The sequence below is a fragment of the Streptomyces canus genome, from assembly GCF_041435015.1.
Classification (GTDB): domain Bacteria; phylum Actinomycetota; class Actinomycetes; order Streptomycetales; family Streptomycetaceae; genus Streptomyces; species Streptomyces canus_G.
Map to the genome: position 1 here is coordinate 4760949 of NZ_CP107989.1, position 15786 is coordinate 4776734.

Below are 15786 nucleotides of genomic sequence, written 5' to 3' on the forward strand. Positions count from 1 at the left end.
TCGCCCCTTTTGCCGGTTCTGCCTAACGTGAGGGCATGACCGCGCCGATACCGAGGGACATCCCGGACCTCCCCGCTGTCCCGGGCATGCCCGCATTCCTGCGCTCCCCCGTCCCCGCCAGGGCGGTGGTGGCTCCCGTACGCCACCCCGTGGCCGCCGTCTACCGCGTACTGGTGGCCCTGACGGCCGCAGCGGCCGTGACCATCGAACTGCTCCTGAGCAGCCCGATCCGCACGCTGAGCCACTTCTCGATCCAGAGCACGATCCTGCTGGGGATGGTGCTCCTGCTGTCGGCCCGCAGGGCGTGGACCGCCCGCCACCCCCTGCCGTCATCCGTGACAGGCGCGGCCCTCCTCTACACCACGATCACGGCCCTGGTGTACCACCTGCTGCTGGCGAACGCCGCGAGCCCCTTCTCCCTCACGGGCGCGGCGGCGAACCCGACGGGCTGGCACGCGGTGTCCACCCACCTCCTGAACACGGTGATCCCCGTAGCGGCACTGGCGGACTGGCTCCTGCTGACGGCCCCCGGCCGCCTGCACCTGCGCCAGGCGGCGTCGTGGCTGCTGTACCCCCTGGCGTACCTGCTGTTCTCCTTCACCCGAGGCGAACTCATCCCTCCGGGCACGGGCGGCCGCTACCTCTACCCCTTCCTGGACGTGGACCTCCACGGCTACAAGAACGTCCTCGGCAACGCCCTCCTCCTCGGCCTCTCCTTCTACGCCCTCGCGATCCTCCTGATCGCCCTCGACCACGCCCGCCCGAACCCCATCCGCCACCGCGGCAAAACCGGATTTCGTCTCAAGCCACCGGTGGGCTAAAGTAAACGACGTCGCCGCGACGAGCAGCGACGATCGGGGTGTAGCGCAGCTTGGCAGCGCGCTTCGTTCGGGACGAAGAGGTCGTGGGTTCAAATCCCGCCACCCCGACGCTGGTCAGAGGCCCATTCGCTTGGTCGCGAATGGGCCTCTGACATACCCGGGGCCAAACGAATCCGGTCAGGCCACCGCATCGTTCCCTCCTTCCTCCTTTTCCTGATCTTCCTGATCTTCCTCCTCTTCCTGATCTTCGGCGAAGATGCCATCCATCGCTCCCGCGTCCTCCGTGATGACCGGCCGGAGCTGCTTGCGGTAGACCGCCTCTGGGGTTGCCTGACCGCTGTGACCCACCAAGAGCGCGATGCGCCTTCAGCGGGATGCCGTGGTCGAGGGTGAGGATCGCGTCGGTTTTCGCGGTGGCGAGGGTCACGTCACCGCATCGCCGAGGGACAGGTCGAGCGCGCCGTGGCGGACACGGACGGAGTGTGCGGCGCCCAGGTGGTCCTCCGTGATCTCCGGCATGACGACGGCCCCGGCCCATCCAGCGCCGGAGCTCGACGCCGACCGTGCCGAGGGCGGCCTCCCGCCCCAGCTCGCGCGTGGCGACGTAAGGCTGCCGACAGAAGGGGTGACATGACGGCAGCCTCACGCCGCTCGCGCGCCTTGCGCTGGAGATCTCCAACGAACCGGGGCGGTTCTTTCGCCGCAGGCCCGCTCGTCGACGACGAGGAGCCGGCCGTCCAGAACGCGCCGACACGGGCCAGCTCCGCATGTTTCCGCGCGCGGCACCTCTCGCCGGGGGCAGGATCCCGCCGAGAAACAGCGCACCCCGTGGTTCGGGGGCCTGTCACGCGGATTCTCCCGTGGGTTACCGGCGTGCTGAATTCCCGGTGAGCCGGGTTGGCAGCATGCTGTCAGTACGCGGTCGGACCCTTAGTACGGCCGCCGTCGTCGTGTTTGGCTGCTGAAAGCGCCACGGAAACCGACGATTTCGGGAGACGCGCAATGGAGAAGTACGGCGAGACCCTGTTCACTCTCGATCGGGACGAGGAAATTCGGCTGCGTCTGCTCGCCGAGGTCTTCGATCCGCTGTGCACCCGCACGATGGACGCGCTGGGCGTGGCCCGGGATGCCCGCTGTCTGGAGGTGGGTGCCGGTTCCGGGTCCGTCGCCCAGTGGCTGTGCGGCAAGGCGACGGACGGCGAGGTGGTCGCCACCGACCTCGATCTGACGCTGCTCGAACGGGTGCCGGAGCCGCGGCTGCGTCGGCTGGTGCACGACATCACCACCGACCCGTTCCCGGACGGCTCGTTCGACGTCATCCACGCCCGGCTGGTGCTCAGCCATCTTCCGCAGCGGGAGGACGTCATGGGCCGGATGCTGCGGTGGCTGCGGCCCGGCGGGTTCGTGCTGATCGAGTCGTTCTGCTGGTTCCCTGTCGAGAGTTCGCCGCACGACACATATCGCAAGGTGATGCAGCGCTGGAGCAACCTCATCTGCGGGACGCTCGGCACGGACAGTTGGTGGGCCCGGTCCCAGCCGGGCTCGTTCCTCGATTACGGCTATCGCGATGTGGGAGCGAACACGGTCACGCAGAACCTTCGGGGCGGAACGCCGCTCGCGGACTTCTGGCGGCTGACCGTGGACATGTCGAGGGAGCAGTTGATCGCGGGCGGATACGTGACGCCGTACGAACTCGACGAGTTCTACGGTCTGCTGCGCGACGACACCTTCTGGGATCTGGCGCCCGCGCTGGTCCAGGCATGGGGCCACAAGCAACCGGATGCGCTCGGGTGACCACCGGCACCGCCCGCAGTCCTTCGTCCGCACCGACACCCTCTGGGAGCGTCGTGTCCATGCCGTCCACGCGGCTCACCACCGCACGCCCGGGCACCGCCGTCGAACGGCGGCCACCACGCATCGGGCTGATCTCTTTCCTCAACTGCCGACCGCTCCTGTGGGGGCTGGAGCGCTCGGGGCTCCTCGCCGGGCTGGACCTCGTCTCGGACTCGCCGGAGTCGGTCGGCGCTGACCTGGTCGCCGGGCGGCTGGACCTCGGCCCGATCAGCCTCGCCGACTACCTGCGGCACACCGAGGACTTGCTGCTGCTCCCGGGGCTCGCCATCGCGGCCGACGGTCCCGTCATGTCCTGCAACATCGTCAGCCGTCGCCCGCTCGAGGAACTCGCCGCGCCGCGGGTCGGACTGGCGTCCACGAGTCGTACGACAGTGCTGTTGGCGCGTTTCCTGCTCGAGGAGCGGTTCGGGCTGGCGCCGCGCTACTTCACCGGGCCGCCCGACCCGTCGGCTCTGCTGCGCGGGGCAGCGGCGGCCGTCGTCATCGGTGACCCCGCGTTGCGGGTCCACTTCGAGGGTCTCCCGGACGGTGAGCCTTCGGTCGTGCACGACACCGCGGCGTTGTGGACCGAGTGGACCGGGCTGCCCATGGTCTTCGCCGTGTGGGCCGTCCGCCGGGAGTATGCCGAGCGGCAGCCGCAGAGGGTCGCCGCCGTGCACCGGGCCCTGCTGTCGGCCCGCGACCGGGGGCTGGCGGAGCTGGAGCAGGTGTCCGCCGAAGCCGCGGGCGCGTTCACCGCCGCCCAACTGCTGTCGTACTACCGGACGCTGCGCTTCGGCCTGGACCCGGACGGGCTGCGCGCGATAAGCCGCTTCGGTGACCTGGCCGCGCGGCGCGGGCTGGTCCCGGGGGACTGGGCAGTGCGGCGGTTCGAGGGGGAACGGTGAACCGCGTCTCAGGAGCGGCGGGGACGCGAGGCGGTGACGAGTGGGTGCTGCGGCGGATCCTTGACTCGGAGGTGCGGGCCGATCCGTATCCGCTGTACGAGGAGGTCCGGGCCGCGGAGCCCGTATGGGTACGGGGGCGGCCCGTGGTCGTGTTCGCGTCGTACGCGGCCTGCGGGGAGGTCCTGCGGGATCCGCGGGCGAGCAACGACCGCCGGCACTCCCTGCTCTTCCGGCAGACCGGGCCGGCCGACGGCAACAGGACGCCGAGTCCTCCGGCGGAGCTGCCGTCCTTCCTGTTCATGGACCCGCCCCGGCACACCGCGCTGCGCCGGCTCGCCGCTCCCGACTTCACGCCTCGGGCCGTACGGCGACTGACCCCGATGATCCGGGAGTTGATCGACGACCTGCTGGACGAGGCGGCGGCCAGCGGTCGGCTGGACGGCGTCGCGGACCTCGCGTCCCCGCTGCCCGTGACGGTGATCTGTCGGGTCCTGGGCATCGGCACCGGTGAACGCGACTGGTATCGCACCCGCTCCTCGCTGCTCGGCCAGGCGGTCGACCCCTATCTCGCGTTTCTCGGGGTGCCCGCGCCCGGCCTGGCCCGGCGACGGCAGGCCGAGGCCGAACTCACCGAGTTCTTCAGCAGGTTGGCGGCCGAGCGTCGGGCCCGGCCGCGCGACGACATGATGTCCCGGCTGCTGGCGGCGGAGACGGACGGTGAACGTCTCACCGACGAGGAGGTCGTCACCACCTGCCGGCTGCTGCTGAACGCAGGGCACGAGACGACGGTCAGCCTCATCGCGAACGGTCTGCTGACCCTGTTGGACCGGCCCGAGACCCTGGCCGCGTTGCGCGACGACCCCGGCACGGCGGCACCCGCCGTGGTCGAGGAGATGCTGCGGCTCCAGCCGCCTCTCCAGCTCGTGCATCGGCACGCCCGCGAGGACATGGAGGTGCGGGGCACACCCGTCCCCCGCGGCACGACCATGGTGCTGCTCCTGGCCGGGGCGAACCGGGACGGTGCCGTGTTCGGCGGCTGCCCGCACGCCTTCGACGCGGCGCGGGCCGAGGGGTCGCAGCATCTGTCCTTCGGACTGGGCCCGCACTACTGCCTCGGTGCGCCGCTGGGCCGGCTGGAGGCCGAACTGGCCGTCACCCGGTTCGCCCAGCGGGTCGTGGCGCCCCGGCTCGCCGCCGGGCCGCCGGGCTACCGGCCCCATGTCGTCCTGCGCGGCCCCGCCTCGCTGCCGCTGTCCACCGAGGGGATCCGCGACCGCCGTATGCCGTGGGAGGCCGCGGCACCGGACACGTGAGACACCCTGGAGCGGGGGCATGACCGCGCTGACGGTGGCGGCCGCCCGCACGATCGAGAGCGGACGTCCCGAGAGGGCGACTCGTTGATGGGCCGCAACTGCTCGCGTGACGGCGGATGCCGGAGGGCCTCCTCGCCGTGGACGCGCGGGGGACAGGGTGCTTCCTGCCCGCCCGCCGTCCACACGGTGTGAAACCGGCCTCAGTGCCAGGATGCGGAATCGGAGCTCAGCGGCGGCGCAGCGCCAACACCGCGTTGTGGCCACCGAAGCCGAAGGAGTTGCTCAGGGCCAGGTCGCCGTGTTCGGGCAGGGGGCGGGCGACGTTCCTGACCACATCGAGCGGGATCGCGTCGTCGAGGTCGTCGCAGCTGATGGTCGGCGGAATCACCGCGTGATGCAGGGTGAGGACCGTCGCCACCGCCTCCACTCCGCCCGCCGCTCCCTGCAGGTGCCCCAGGTTCCCCTTGAGTGCCGTGACCGGAACCGGTACGACGCCGTCCTCGATGCCGAAGACGGTGCGCAGCGCGGCCGCCTCCGCCAGGTCGCCCTCCACGGTCGCCGTGGCGTGCGCGTTGATGTGCGCCACGTCGGTGACTTCGGCGCCCGCGTTGGTGACCGCCCGCCGCACCGCGGCCGCGATTCCGCGGCCGGTCGGATCCGGCGCGGCCAGGTGGTACGCGTCGGCCGACAGACCCCAGCCCGCGGCCTCGCAGTAGATCCGGGCGCCCCGGGCCAGCGCGTGCTCCTCCGACTCCAGCACCAGCACGCCCGCCCCCTCACCGTTGACGAAGCCCTCCCGGTCCTTGGCGAACGGGCGGGACGCGGCCCCGGGTTCGTCGTTGCGGGCCGACAGGGCGCGCATCGCGCTGAACGCGGCCATGACCTCGGGCGTCACGGCGGCCTCCGCTCCGCCGGCGAGCGCGAGGTCCACATGGCCGTACCGGATGCGGTCGATGGCCTGCCCGATGGCCTCGGTGCCGGACGCACAGGCACTGACCACGGTGCGGGCCTCCCCGGTGACATGCAGGTCGAGCGAGACCTGTGAGGCCGCCTGGGAGGGGACCGTCATGGGCGCGGTGAGCGGTGGGACGCACCGCACGCCCTTGTCCCGCAGCCGCCTGTCCCCGTCGACGAGCACCGAGGCGCCGCCGATGATGGTGCCGAGGCTGACCCCGACCCGGTCGGGGTCCAGACCGCTGTCCTGGGTGCCGCTCGGGGCGAACCCGGCATCCTGCCAGGCTTCGCGGGCCGCCAGCAGGGCGAACTGGGCGGCCCGGTTCATGCGCCGCGCCTGCGGCTTGGGCAGGAGCTTCGCGGGGTCGTCGGGAACGGTGCCCCCGATGCGGATCGGATGGTCGGCGAAGGCAGGTGCGTCCAGCGGACGGATACCGCACCGGCCCGCGGTCAGCCCCTCCCAGAGGGTGTCGGTGCCGCGTCCCAGCGGGGTGATCGCGCCGAGACCGGTAACGACCACACGTCGGCCACTCGGTATTCGCGCGCAGGTGATGTTCCCCATGGCAAGAGACTTCCCTTCACTTGGTTGTCTTCTCTGTCGTGTTCTCGAGGACGGTTGAACGCCCGTGCAGGGGCGAGACTTCAAGCGCGCTCACGTCGCTCGGAGCCGATGACGCTCCGCCTGACGTTGGCTCCGACTTGAGCAACATGAACGGGGGCATACATGACGGAATCTGGCGTACCGGACATACCTGGACCCGTGAATTCCGAACCGACGGAATTCCAACTGGAATTCGCCGATCTTCCGGCGCTACTGCGCGCCTGGCGCGCGGAGGCCGGCGCGAAGCTCGGCCGCGCGAAGACCCTGCCGCAGAAGGAAGTCGCCTATCGCATGGGCGTCAGTGAGCGCTGGTACCGCGCTCTGGAGAGCGGGGCTCAGGTCCCGCTCACCCTGGACACCCTCACGCGTCTCGCCGATGCCCTCGCCCTCGGCCCGGACGAACGTACGGCTCTGTACTGGTACCGGTTGACCGAAGTCACGGACGAGGACCAGACGCAGCACGACGACGGCAGACTCGCCCGCTTGAAGGAGTTCGTCGATGCGCAAACGGTTTTCCCCGCCTACCTCATCGACCACGCGTGGAACGTGATGGCGTACAACACGCTCATGGCCGAGTGGTTTCCCTGGGTACGGGAGCCGAGAGCCAATCTCCTGCGCTGGGTGCTGGAGAATCCGCAATCACGTGAACAAATAGTGGATTGGAAGCAACAGGCTTCGCTGTACCTCGCCCAATTGAGGTTCGCACTGGTCCGGCGTCCGGACGATCCGACGCTCAAACAATCGCTGACCAGCGTATTACGCGATCCTGCGTGCCAGGAGCTGTGGGATACCGGACCACGCATCATCGCGTTTCGGCAGGGCGGCCGGTTCCGCCTCACACTCCCCCATGTTTCGCAGACCGAGTTGGTTGTCACCGCCCAAGTCCTCCTCCCCGCTTACCGCCCAGGGGCCCGCTTGGTGGCACTGATGCCGACGTAATGGCGAGCTCCCCGAGGTCACTCTACACAGAAAGCCTTTGCTGAGAAGCGGCAAGTTTTTACCGCTTGACAAGCCTTCAGCACGCCTGCAATCTCGGCCCGAGACCAGCACAAGCAGCCGGGCACGGCGGTCTTCGTCGGCGATGCCCTTAAGTACGGGGGAGGATACATTCGTGTTACATGCGGCCAAGACTTGCGCGAGATCCGAATATCGGTCACGCGACGGGAGTGGCGCCATGGAAAACCACGTGCTGCGCGGCACGGACACCGCCCGGACGACACTGCAGCCGCTGACCGACTCCGACGCGTTGGCGGATCTGCTGGGCACCCTGCGCGGCCACAGGGTGCGGGAGTTACGCCTCGCACTGCCCCGCCGGCCCTACGACCGCCATGTCAGGGAGCAGGCGGTGCGGCTGAGCGCCGAACTCGCGGGCCGCGGAGCGCAGGTGCGCGTCCTGCACCTCAGGGACGACAGCCGGGATCCCGCCTACGCCGACGACACCCGGCGGATCGCCGCGGCAGGTGCGCGGATGCGGGCGCTGCCGCACCTGCCGGTGTGGATGGCCGTCGCCGACCGGGACCTCGCGATCGTGCCGCCGGATCCCGGGCTGGGCGATTCCTCGGCGACGCTGCTGCGGGGGCGCGTGCTGGTGGGGGCGTACCAGGCACTCTTCGACCAGGTCTGGGCGCGCTCCGCCCCGCCACCCGGGGCGCCGGCCGGGGCGGAGCGGGACGTGCTGAACGAGCGGGAGCGGGAGGCGCTGGTGCTCCTCACCGCGGGGCTGACCGACGAGGGCATCTCCCGGCGGACCGGCCTTTCGGTACGTACGATCCGCCGGACCGTCGCGGGAGTGATGGCCAAGTTGGGCGCCCAGAGCCGCTTCCAGGCGGGAGCCGAGGCGGTCCGTCGGCAGTGGATCTGACACCGGCCGATCGGAGGCGGCCCGCCGGCACGGGACCGCTTCGGACCGGCGGGAAGCGCCTGCCGCCGAGGACAGGCTCGGGCCGAGCCGGAGGCATCCGCCGGCAGCGGACCGACCCGTCGGCAACGGACCGACTTGGACTGGACGGAGCAACCCGCCGCCCGACCGACTGCTGCCTCAGCGCCGTGACCGAGCCGCGGAGTCCCGCGCCTACAGTCCCGTCCGCGCCAAGTCCCCGTCCGCGTACCGTTCTCCGGTCGGCGGGGTCAGGGCGTCGAGTTGGGCGAGCTGGTCCGGGGTCAGGGTGACGGCGTCCGCGGCGGCGTTCTCCTCGACGCGGGTCACCCGCTTGGTACCGGGAATCGGGACGATGTCGTCTCCCTGCGCCAACAGCCAGGCCAGCGCCACCTGGGCGGGCGTGGCACCCGCCACCGCCGCGACGGCCTCCACCTCGTCGACCATCCGCAGGTTCCGCTCGAAGTTCCCCTCGGCGAACCGGGGTGTGGTCAGCCGGAAGTCACCCGGGTCGAGCTCCCTGGTGGAGCGGATCGCCCCGGTGAGGAACCCGCGGCCGAGCGGAGAGTAGGCGACCAGCCCGATGCCCAGTTCACGGAAGACCGGCAGAAGCGATTCGGCGGGCTCCCGGGACCACAGCGAGTACTCGGTCTGCACGGCGGACACCGGGTGGACCGCGTGCGCGCGCCTGATCGTGTCCACGCCGGCCTCGGAGAGCCCGATGTGCCGTACCTTCCCCTCCCGCACCAGCTCTGCCAGCGCGCCCACCGTGTCCTCGATCGGCGTGTTCGGGTCGACGCGGTGCTGGTAGCAGAGGTCGATGCGGTCCGTACCCAGCCGCCTGAGGGAACCCTCGACCGCCTTGCGCACATTGGCCGGTGAGCTGTCGATCACGTTGGGCCCCGCACCGTCGTGCGAGACGAGACCGAACTTCGTGGCGATGACGACCTCGTCACGCCGCCCGGCGACCGCCCGGCCGAGGAGCTCCTCATTCACGAACGGACCGTAGATCTCGGCGGTGTCGAGGAAGTCGACGCCGAGGTCGAGCGCCCGCCGCACGGTGCGTACCGCCTCCTCCTCGTCGCTGCCCGCTCCCGTGTAGTAGTCGGACATCGTCATGGCACCCAGGCCTATGCGTGACACGTCGAGCCCGCCGAGCGAAACGCGCTGCACTGCGACCACGCTCCCTTCCTGTTCCGTCAACTTCACTTACACCCAAGCACAGTCGGGCGTGCGCACCGAATCATTCTCAGGTTTCTGGCAGGTTACTGCCGATGAACAAGGTTTCCGAATTCGGGGAAGGGTGTGGCCGTCATGGCAGCAACAGGCCATGAGCCTTTCGGTCATCGGGTCCCCGTGTTTGACTCGTATCGGCCCGCCGGTGCGGTGCCGCGAAAACAGACGGAGACTGTAATGCCGAACATGATGCTCGGGCCCATGCAGGTCGACGGATCATTCGAGAAAGAGCAATTAACCCGGTGCATGGGTATTGAAATCGTCACCTGTGAACCGGGACTTGTGGTGGGCACCATGCCCGTTTCTGGAAACCGTCAGCCGGTGGGAATTCTGCACGGCGGCGCCAACGCGGTGCTCGCCGAGACCCTCGGTTCCGTCGCCGCCTTCCTGTACGCGGGCCCCGGCGGCAACGCGGTGGGCGTCGACCTGTCCTGCACCCACCACCGCTGGGTCTCCTCGGGGACCGTCACCGGAGTGTGCCGGCCCCTCAACGAGCGGCTGTCCGTGGCCTCGTACGAGATCGTCGTCACCGACGACTCGGGACACCGGACCTGCACGGCCCGGCTCACGTGCGCCATCCGGCGCGGTGGTGGCCGCGGGCGCCCCGGCACGCGTACGGCATCCGCCCGGCAGACCTCACCGGCAGACACCCGACGATCGGAGCACCGATGACCACGAGTTCAGCGCGGACCGTGCTGGCGTCCGTCGACGACCACCTGGGCCCCGCCGAGCAGCGCTTCTTCGGCCGCGGCTTCCGCCGGGTCGGCTACGACATCGGCGCCACCCACCTCGCCCGCACCGCGGCCGGCACCCTCCTGGTGCGTTCCTCGGTGGGCGTCCACTACTCGGCCGACTGGTCGAAGAAGGCGGCGGGCACCGATCTGCGCCCGCACTTCAGCACCGTCGACGGGATCGTCATCGCCGCCCAACTGGCCGAGGCATGCCTGAGCGATACCGGAGCGGACCTACGGGACGCCTGGCTGCGCAAGGTGCGGATAACGGCCGGCGCCAACCCGCAGGAGGATCTCGGCCGGCTTCCGGCCGAGGCGACGCTGCGCCGCACCGACCCGGTGCCCCAGGACTCCTCCAGGGCGGTGTCCGTGGTGGACTGCGCCGTCGGCACCATGCGCCTGCGCTGTGAAGTCGAGCACGCGCACGCCCCCGCGCCCGCCCGCCCCGTGCCCGAGGAGCGCACGCACCCCGGCCTGGACGCACTTCTCGGTCCCGCGGCGAACCGTTACTTCGGCGTCGGCTTCACCTCCCGGCGGCAGTACGTCCGTGACGTGGAGGTGGACCACCGGACCCTGAGCGCCGTCGCCACCCTGACCGTCGCCCAGGAGGACGGGGCACCCGTGCCCACCGCCGGGCTGGAGGGCGCGCACCAGCCGTCGGCGTCGGTGATCGACGCCTTCGTGACGGCCCTTCAGCTGGCCCAGATCATGCTGTACGACCTCGACGGCATGCGCCGCCAGGACAGCGACACCCTTTGGATGCGACAGACCACGCTCACCGCCTCCCGCCCGGACCGGCCCGCCGAAGGAATCCCGGTGAGCACCCGGCTGGACGATCCCGGTCTGCTGCGCATGGGCGGCGACACCTGGCGCACACTGGACGTCGTCGCCGAACTCGCCGGCCTCCATGTGCGGTCCGCGCTGGCGCACCGGCTCCCGGAAGGGACGGCGGTGGCATGAGCCGGGCAGCGGTACTCGCCGGCGTGGGCGGTTACGTGCCTCCGCGCGTGGTGACCAACGACGAACTCGCCCAGCGTCTCGACACCTCCGACAACTGGATCCGCACCCGGACCGGAATCGCGCGGCGTCATGTCGTCGACGCGGGCACGACCACCGGCGACCTGGCCGTCGAGGCCGGTCTGCGGGCGTTGAAGAACGCGGATGCGGACGGCGCCGACCTGGTGATCGTCGCCACCACCACACCCGACCGCCCCTGCCCGGCGACCGCCCCGGCCGTCGCCGCCCGCATGGGTCTGACCGACGTACCGGCGTACGACGTGGCAGCCGTGTGCTCCGGTTTCGTCTACGGTCTCCAGGCCGGCTCGGCCGCCGTGACCGCGGGATTCGCCGAGCGGGTCCTGGTCATCGGCGCCGAGTCCTTCAGCACGATCCTGGACCCCGCCGACCGCACCACCTCCGTCATCTTCGGCGACGGCGCGGGCGCGGTGCTGCTGCGGGCCGGCGAGCGCGGCGAGCCCGGTGCGGTGCTGGACGTGCACCTCGGCAGCGACGGCTCGATGGCCGACCTGATCACGGTGCGCGGTGGCGGCAGCGAGGAGCGGTCCCGGGGCGGGCAGCCGCGACCCGAGGACCGGTACTTCCGGATGGACGGGAAGTCCGTGTTCTTCGCGGCCGTGCGCCGCATGGCGGAGTCCTCGCGCACGGTGCTGGCCCGCACGGGCTGGGAGCTCGCCGACGTGGACCGGCTGGTGGGCCATCAGGCGAACACGCGCATCCTCCACGCCGTCGCCGACCAGCTCGGCCTGCCGCCCGAGCGGGCGGTGCTGAACATCGAGCGCGTCGGCAACACCTCCGCCGCCTCCATCCCGCTCGCCCTCGCCGACGCCATGACCGACGGCACGCTGACGGCGGGCGACCGAGTGCTGCTGACCGCCTTCGGCGGCGGCGCGACCTGGGGCTCGGCCACGCTGACCTGGCCGGATCTGCCGGTCGGCTGAACCAGCCCCTTCCACCATCAAAGCCCTTCTCTCCATGAACAGTTGAGGTGACCCATGACCGGTTCCGTGACCACGATGATCATCGACATTCTCACCGGCAAGTTCGAGATACCGGCGGAGGACGTGTCCCAGGGCACCGTCTTCGAGGACCTGGCGGTGGACTCCCTGGCCCTGCTGGAGATGTCGCTGATCCTGGAGAAGCGGCTCGGCGTCTCCATCGAGGAGGGCGTACTGACCGCTCAGCAGACCGTCGACGAGGCCGCCCGTGTGGTCGAGTCCCTCGGCGCTCCGGCGGTCGCCGGGCCGACCGCGGCCTGAGCGCACGGCACTGGCCACCGTCATGCGTCTCGTGCTGCTCCGCCACGGAGAGACAGACCGCAACACCGCGGACCGGTTCCAGGCACAGGCCGACATCCCGCTGAACGAGACGGGCGTACGGCAGGCGCAGCAGGTCGCCCGCTCGCTGCGTCCGGGCGCCTGGGCCGCGGTGTACTCTTCGCCGCTGTCCCGGGCCGCCCGGACCGCCGCGTACTGCGCGGGCCGGCTCGGTGTGCCCCACCTGCGCCTCGACGGACTGCGCGAGCGGCATCTGGGTGCCCTCGACGGCCAGGACCGCGCGGAGTTCGCCCGGCAGCACCCGCGCACCATGCGGCGGCTGCTCACCGACCCCGCCTACGCCCCAGCCGGCGGCGAGACCGGCCACGCGGCGCTCTCCCGCTTCGCCACGGCCCTGCGCACCATCGTGGAAGCCGACCAGGGGGTTTCACCCCGGCTGCCCGTCCTCGTCGTCACCCACGGCGGAGTGCTGAACCTGCTCACCCGGGCCCTGGCCTCCGCCGTGGAGGCGCCCAGGGTCCTGGTCGGCACCTGCGCCGCCGTCTGTCTCGACACCGGGCGCATGCCCGAGGGGCACCCGGCTGCCGCACTGCGCCGGTGGAACGTCGCGCCGCACGAGTGCGAGAGCGCCTCCGCCCCCGTGCACGCCCTTCCCTTCGTCGGCCTCGACGAACTCATCACCAAGGAAGAGACCCGTACATGAGCATCGAGATCACCGTCCTCTTCGACGTCGTACCGGACCGGATGGAGCAGGTCACCGCCGCTTTCCGGGAGTTGTGTGCCGCGACCCGGCAGGAGGAGGGAGCCCTGCGGTTCGACGCCTGCCTGTCCGAGGAGCACGAGAACGTGGTCGTGCTGGTCGAGGACTGGGCCGACCAGACGGCCATCGACCTGCACATGAAGCAGGAGTACGTCGCCGACTTCCTCACAAAGGTCGACGGCGCGTATCTCCGGGCGCCGTACGTCCACCGCCTGCGTCCCCTCGACGCCTGAGCGATGACACACGACACGCAGCGGCCGCGCGTCCTCGTCGTCGGCGCCGGTCCCGTCGGGATGGTCCTCGCCAGTGAACTGCTGGCGCACGGGGTCCGGGCCGACGTCATCTCCAAGCTCCGCAGGCAGAGCCCGCACTCCCGCGCCACGATCCTGTGGCCCCGCGTCCTGGAACTGCTCGACCGCGTGGGCGTGGGCCGGAAACTGGTCGACAGCGGTCACTACTTCGACCAGATGAACTACTACTCGAACAAGAAAATGATCGGCCTGATCCGGTTCGACCGACTGCGGGGCGTCGGCTATCCCTTCGCGATCACCATCCCGCAGTGGCGCACCGAGGCGATCCTCGAAGAGCACCTGACCGCCCTCGGCGGCACCATCGACTACGACACCACGTTCGTCGACGGCAGCCGGCACCCGGACGGCGTGGAGTGCACGCTCCGGCTGCCCGACGGCACGGCGCAGACCCGTACGTACGACTACGTCGTCGGCGCCGACGGCTACAACAGCGTCGTCCGCGAGGTGTTCGGTTTCCGGTTCACGGGCCGGACCCTGCGCACCCGGCTGGCCATCACGGACGCCGAGATCCTGGGCGAGACCACCAGCAGCGAGGCGGCGTACTACCTGACCCGCACCGGGAACATGGTCCTGGCTCCGCTGGGCGACGGGATCTTCCGGGTCGGCGCGAGCGTGCCCGACGACTACACGGGCGACACCCCCGACCGGGCCTTCTTCGAGAAACTGCTCGCCGAACGCGTCCCCGGGGCCCGCCGGCTCGGCGAGATGAAGTTCAGCGGTGTCTTCACCGCGCACGTCCGCTCGGCGACCACCTACAGCAGCGGCCGGGTCTTCCTCACCGGCGACGCGGCGCACGCGATGAGCCCGTCCGGAGCCCAGGGCCTGAACACCGGAATCCAGGACGCGGTCAACCTGGGCTGGAAACTGGCCGGCGTGGTGGGCGGCGCCTACCGCCCCGAACTGCTGGACAGTTACGACGTCGAGCGCAGGCCCGCCGTCGACCAGGTCTCCGCGCTCTCCACCCGCCTGGCCAGGATCGGGCTCTACCCCACCCGGCGGCAGACCGTCGCCCGGGACGCCGTCTACCGGCTGGGCACCCGCACCCAGGCACTGGAGAAGCTGCTCGCGCCCCGGCTCGCCCAGCTCGACACCCACTACGGTCCCCGCCCGAAGCGGCGTTCCTTGGTGCCGGGCGAGCGGCTGCCGCTCGGCTGGCGGGAGTCGAGCACCGCCCCCGTCCTCGCCGTGGACCGATACACCGTGCTGCTCTGGCCCGGTGTGCAGTACCGGTACGAGCGCTGGGCCGCGCTCGTCGAGGAGCTGGGCGCAGAGGTGCCCGCGGCGGCCGTCACCGATCTGGGCGGCCGCCCGCCCGGCCCCCTGCTGACCAAGCTGCCTCGCGAGGCGCACGCCCTGGTCGTACGGCCCGACGGTCACCTCGACGCCCTGGTGCCGCTCGACGACCGCGCCCACGCGACCGCCGTACAGGCCGTCGGACAGGCCCTGGCCCGGAATGTGCGGCCCGAGCCCGCGAAGGCGCCGGAACTCGCCGTACTGCCCTCCTGACGCCCCCTTCCTCTCCGACTCCTGTCCTTTCCGAAGCACCCCGTTTCCGCAACAGAAGGAGCCCTGCCATGACCACCACCGCCCGCGTCGCCCTCACCGACGTCGCCGACATGACGCCCGAACAGCTCGCCGTGTACGAGAAGTTCCAGTCCAACCTGACCCGCTCGCTGCTGCTGACCAAGAACTCTGCCGCCGCCCATCTCGCGCTCGGCGGCACCTTCACCGTCGGCCTGCTGAGCCTGCTGGACCGCGAGGTGGTCGTGCTGCGCGTGGCCAAGCTGCGCGACAGCGAGTTCGAGCGCCTGCTGCACTACCCGCTCGCGAAGAAGGCCGGCCTGGAGGACACCGAGATCAAGGCGATCGAGGACGCCCTGTACGACGAACTGCCGCCCGCCCGTGCCGCCCTGGTCCGCTATGTCACCGACTGCATGGTCGATCACAAGGCGAGCGACGAGGCGTTCTGGGCGCTGCGCGAGCATTACTCGCAGAACGAGATCGCCGAGATCACCCACCTCGCCGGTCACAGCGCCATGACCGCCATGTACCTGGCCAGCCTGGACATCCCGCTCGACGAGGGCATCGCCTCCTGGGGCCGGCTGACCGAGGTCCAGGACGAGGTCAAGAGCTGACCCGCGCCCACCG

17 protein-coding genes and 1 tRNA gene are annotated in these 15786 nt (G+C 70.7%); 15 read left to right on the forward strand and 3 right to left on the reverse strand.

The window, feature by feature from the left end; all coding sequences use genetic code 11:
* The first annotated feature begins 35 nt into the window (after positions 1-35).
* Entirely contained in the window at positions 36-821 is a 786-nt protein-coding gene (locus OG841_RS21500) for a Pr6Pr family membrane protein (protein ID WP_365121030.1), read from the forward strand.
* A gap of 34 nt (positions 822-855) precedes the next feature.
* A tRNA-Pro gene (locus tag OG841_RS21505) sits at positions 856-929 on the forward strand.
* Positions 930-998: 69 nt separating this feature from the next.
* Here the strand turns inward: OG841_RS21505 and OG841_RS21510 are convergent.
* Complete coding sequence (locus tag OG841_RS21510) at positions 999-1172, reverse strand: hypothetical protein (protein ID WP_371566562.1); 174 nt, start codon at positions 1170-1172, stop codon at positions 999-1001.
* 651 nt (positions 1173-1823) lie between these two features.
* Here OG841_RS21510 and OG841_RS21515 point away from each other — a divergent pair.
* Genes OG841_RS21515 through OG841_RS21525 form a run of 3 tightly spaced genes read left to right on the forward strand, consistent with a single transcriptional unit; the run spans position 1824 to position 4875 of the window.
* Positions 1824-2615 carry a class I SAM-dependent methyltransferase gene (locus tag OG841_RS21515; protein ID WP_371566564.1) on the forward strand — a complete coding sequence of 264 codons (792 nt, stop codon included), beginning with the start codon at positions 1824-1826 and terminating at the stop codon, positions 2613-2615.
* 59 nt (positions 2616-2674) lie between these two features.
* Positions 2675-3562, forward strand: coding sequence for a menaquinone biosynthetic enzyme MqnA/MqnD family protein (locus OG841_RS21520; RefSeq protein ID WP_328640014.1), 888 nt, complete (start codon positions 2675-2677; stop codon positions 3560-3562).
* A complete protein-coding gene (locus OG841_RS21525) occupies positions 3559-4875 on the forward strand; it encodes a cytochrome P450 (protein ID WP_328640013.1) in 1317 nt (438 codons plus the stop codon). The genes OG841_RS21520 and OG841_RS21525 overlap by 4 nt, the downstream gene beginning before the upstream one ends.
* A 226-nt stretch (positions 4876-5101) precedes the next feature.
* Here OG841_RS21525 and OG841_RS21530 read toward each other — a convergent pair whose 3' ends face one another.
* Positions 5102-6391, reverse strand: coding sequence for a beta-ketoacyl-[acyl-carrier-protein] synthase family protein (locus OG841_RS21530; RefSeq protein ID WP_328640012.1), 1290 nt, complete (start codon positions 6389-6391; stop codon positions 5102-5104).
* 198 nt (positions 6392-6589) lie between these two features.
* On the opposite strand from OG841_RS21530, the gene OG841_RS21535 reads away from it, so the two are divergent.
* The gene (locus OG841_RS21535; protein WP_328640011.1) at positions 6590-7369 is read left to right on the forward strand and encodes a helix-turn-helix domain-containing protein; all 780 of its coding nucleotides are present in this window, start codon (positions 6590-6592) and stop codon (positions 7367-7369) included.
* 235 nt (positions 7370-7604) lie between these two features.
* Positions 7605-8291, forward strand: a complete 687-nt coding sequence (locus tag OG841_RS21540) for a helix-turn-helix transcriptional regulator (protein WP_371566565.1) — start codon at positions 7605-7607, stop codon at positions 8289-8291.
* 210 nt (positions 8292-8501) lie between these two features.
* On the opposite strand, the gene OG841_RS21545 is transcribed toward OG841_RS21540, so the two are convergent.
* The gene (locus tag OG841_RS21545; RefSeq protein ID WP_365121118.1) at positions 8502-9479 is read right to left on the reverse strand and encodes an aldo/keto reductase; all 978 of its coding nucleotides are present in this window, start codon (positions 9477-9479) and stop codon (positions 8502-8504) included.
* A gap of 249 nt (positions 9480-9728) precedes the next feature.
* Between OG841_RS21545 and OG841_RS21550 the strand changes: the two genes are divergently transcribed.
* The 8 genes from OG841_RS21550 (at position 9729) to OG841_RS21585 (ending at position 15773) form a co-directional block, all read left to right on the forward strand.
* Entirely contained in the window at positions 9729-10214 is a 486-nt protein-coding gene (locus tag OG841_RS21550) for a hotdog fold thioesterase (RefSeq protein WP_328643605.1), read from the forward strand.
* Positions 10211-11233 carry an AvrD family protein gene (locus tag OG841_RS21555; RefSeq protein ID WP_371566567.1) on the forward strand — a complete coding sequence of 341 codons (1023 nt, stop codon included), beginning with the start codon at positions 10211-10213 and terminating at the stop codon, positions 11231-11233. Before OG841_RS21550 ends, OG841_RS21555 begins: the two co-directional genes overlap by 4 nt.
* Positions 11230-12231, forward strand: coding sequence for a beta-ketoacyl-ACP synthase III (locus tag OG841_RS21560; protein WP_328640008.1), 1002 nt, complete (start codon positions 11230-11232; stop codon positions 12229-12231). Before OG841_RS21555 ends, OG841_RS21560 begins: the two co-directional genes overlap by 4 nt.
* Before the next feature lie 54 nt (positions 12232-12285).
* Positions 12286-12549: an acyl carrier protein gene (locus OG841_RS21565; protein WP_266515861.1), complete on the forward strand. Its 264-nt coding sequence runs from the start codon at positions 12286-12288 to the stop codon at positions 12547-12549.
* 22 nt (positions 12550-12571) lie between these two features.
* On the forward strand, positions 12572-13270 hold the full coding sequence (locus OG841_RS21570; protein ID WP_328640007.1) for a histidine phosphatase family protein: 699 nt from the start codon (positions 12572-12574) through the stop codon (positions 13268-13270).
* Complete coding sequence (locus tag OG841_RS21575) at positions 13267-13560, forward strand: putative quinol monooxygenase (protein WP_266515866.1); 294 nt, start codon at positions 13267-13269, stop codon at positions 13558-13560. Before OG841_RS21570 ends, OG841_RS21575 begins: the two co-directional genes overlap by 4 nt.
* A 3-nt stretch (positions 13561-13563) precedes the next feature.
* Entirely contained in the window at positions 13564-15144 is a 1581-nt protein-coding gene (locus OG841_RS21580; RefSeq protein ID WP_328640006.1) for an FAD-dependent oxidoreductase, read from the forward strand.
* Between the two features lie 68 nt (positions 15145-15212).
* Positions 15213-15773: a carboxymuconolactone decarboxylase family protein gene (locus OG841_RS21585; protein WP_328640005.1), complete on the forward strand. Its 561-nt coding sequence runs from the start codon at positions 15213-15215 to the stop codon at positions 15771-15773.
* The last annotated feature ends 13 nt before the right edge of the window (positions 15774-15786 follow it).

Excerpts from the sequence above, each read along its gene's own strand:
- OG841_RS21540 (WP_371566565.1), top strand. The coding sequence starts at position 7,605 with ATGGAAAACCACGTGCTGCGCGGCACGGACACCGCCCGGACGACACTG.
- OG841_RS21580 (WP_328640006.1), top strand. The coding sequence starts at position 13,564 with ATGACACACGACACGCAGCGGCCGCGCGTCCTCGTCGTCGGCGCCGGT.
- OG841_RS21550 (WP_328643605.1), top strand. The coding sequence starts at position 9,729 with ATGATGCTCGGGCCCATGCAGGTCGACGGATCATTCGAGAAAGAGCAA.
- OG841_RS21570 (WP_328640007.1), top strand. The coding sequence starts at position 12,572 with ATGCGTCTCGTGCTGCTCCGCCACGGAGAGACAGACCGCAACACCGCG.
- OG841_RS21515 (WP_371566564.1), top strand. The coding sequence starts at position 1,824 with ATGGAGAAGTACGGCGAGACCCTGTTCACTCTCGATCGGGACGAGGAA.
- OG841_RS21520 (WP_328640014.1), top strand. The coding sequence starts at position 2,675 with ATGCCGTCCACGCGGCTCACCACCGCACGCCCGGGCACCGCCGTCGAA.
- OG841_RS21555 (WP_371566567.1), top strand. The coding sequence starts at position 10,211 with ATGACCACGAGTTCAGCGCGGACCGTGCTGGCGTCCGTCGACGACCAC.
- OG841_RS21585 (WP_328640005.1), top strand. The coding sequence starts at position 15,213 with ATGACCACCACCGCCCGCGTCGCCCTCACCGACGTCGCCGACATGACG.
- OG841_RS21530 (WP_328640012.1), bottom strand. The coding sequence starts at position 6,391 with ATGGGGAACATCACCTGCGCGCGAATACCGAGTGGCCGACGTGTGGTC.
- OG841_RS21500 (WP_365121030.1), top strand. The coding sequence starts at position 36 with ATGACCGCGCCGATACCGAGGGACATCCCGGACCTCCCCGCTGTCCCG.
- OG841_RS21565 (WP_266515861.1), top strand. The coding sequence starts at position 12,286 with ATGACCGGTTCCGTGACCACGATGATCATCGACATTCTCACCGGCAAG.
- OG841_RS21575 (WP_266515866.1), top strand. The coding sequence starts at position 13,267 with ATGAGCATCGAGATCACCGTCCTCTTCGACGTCGTACCGGACCGGATG.
- OG841_RS21560 (WP_328640008.1), top strand. The coding sequence starts at position 11,230 with ATGAGCCGGGCAGCGGTACTCGCCGGCGTGGGCGGTTACGTGCCTCCG.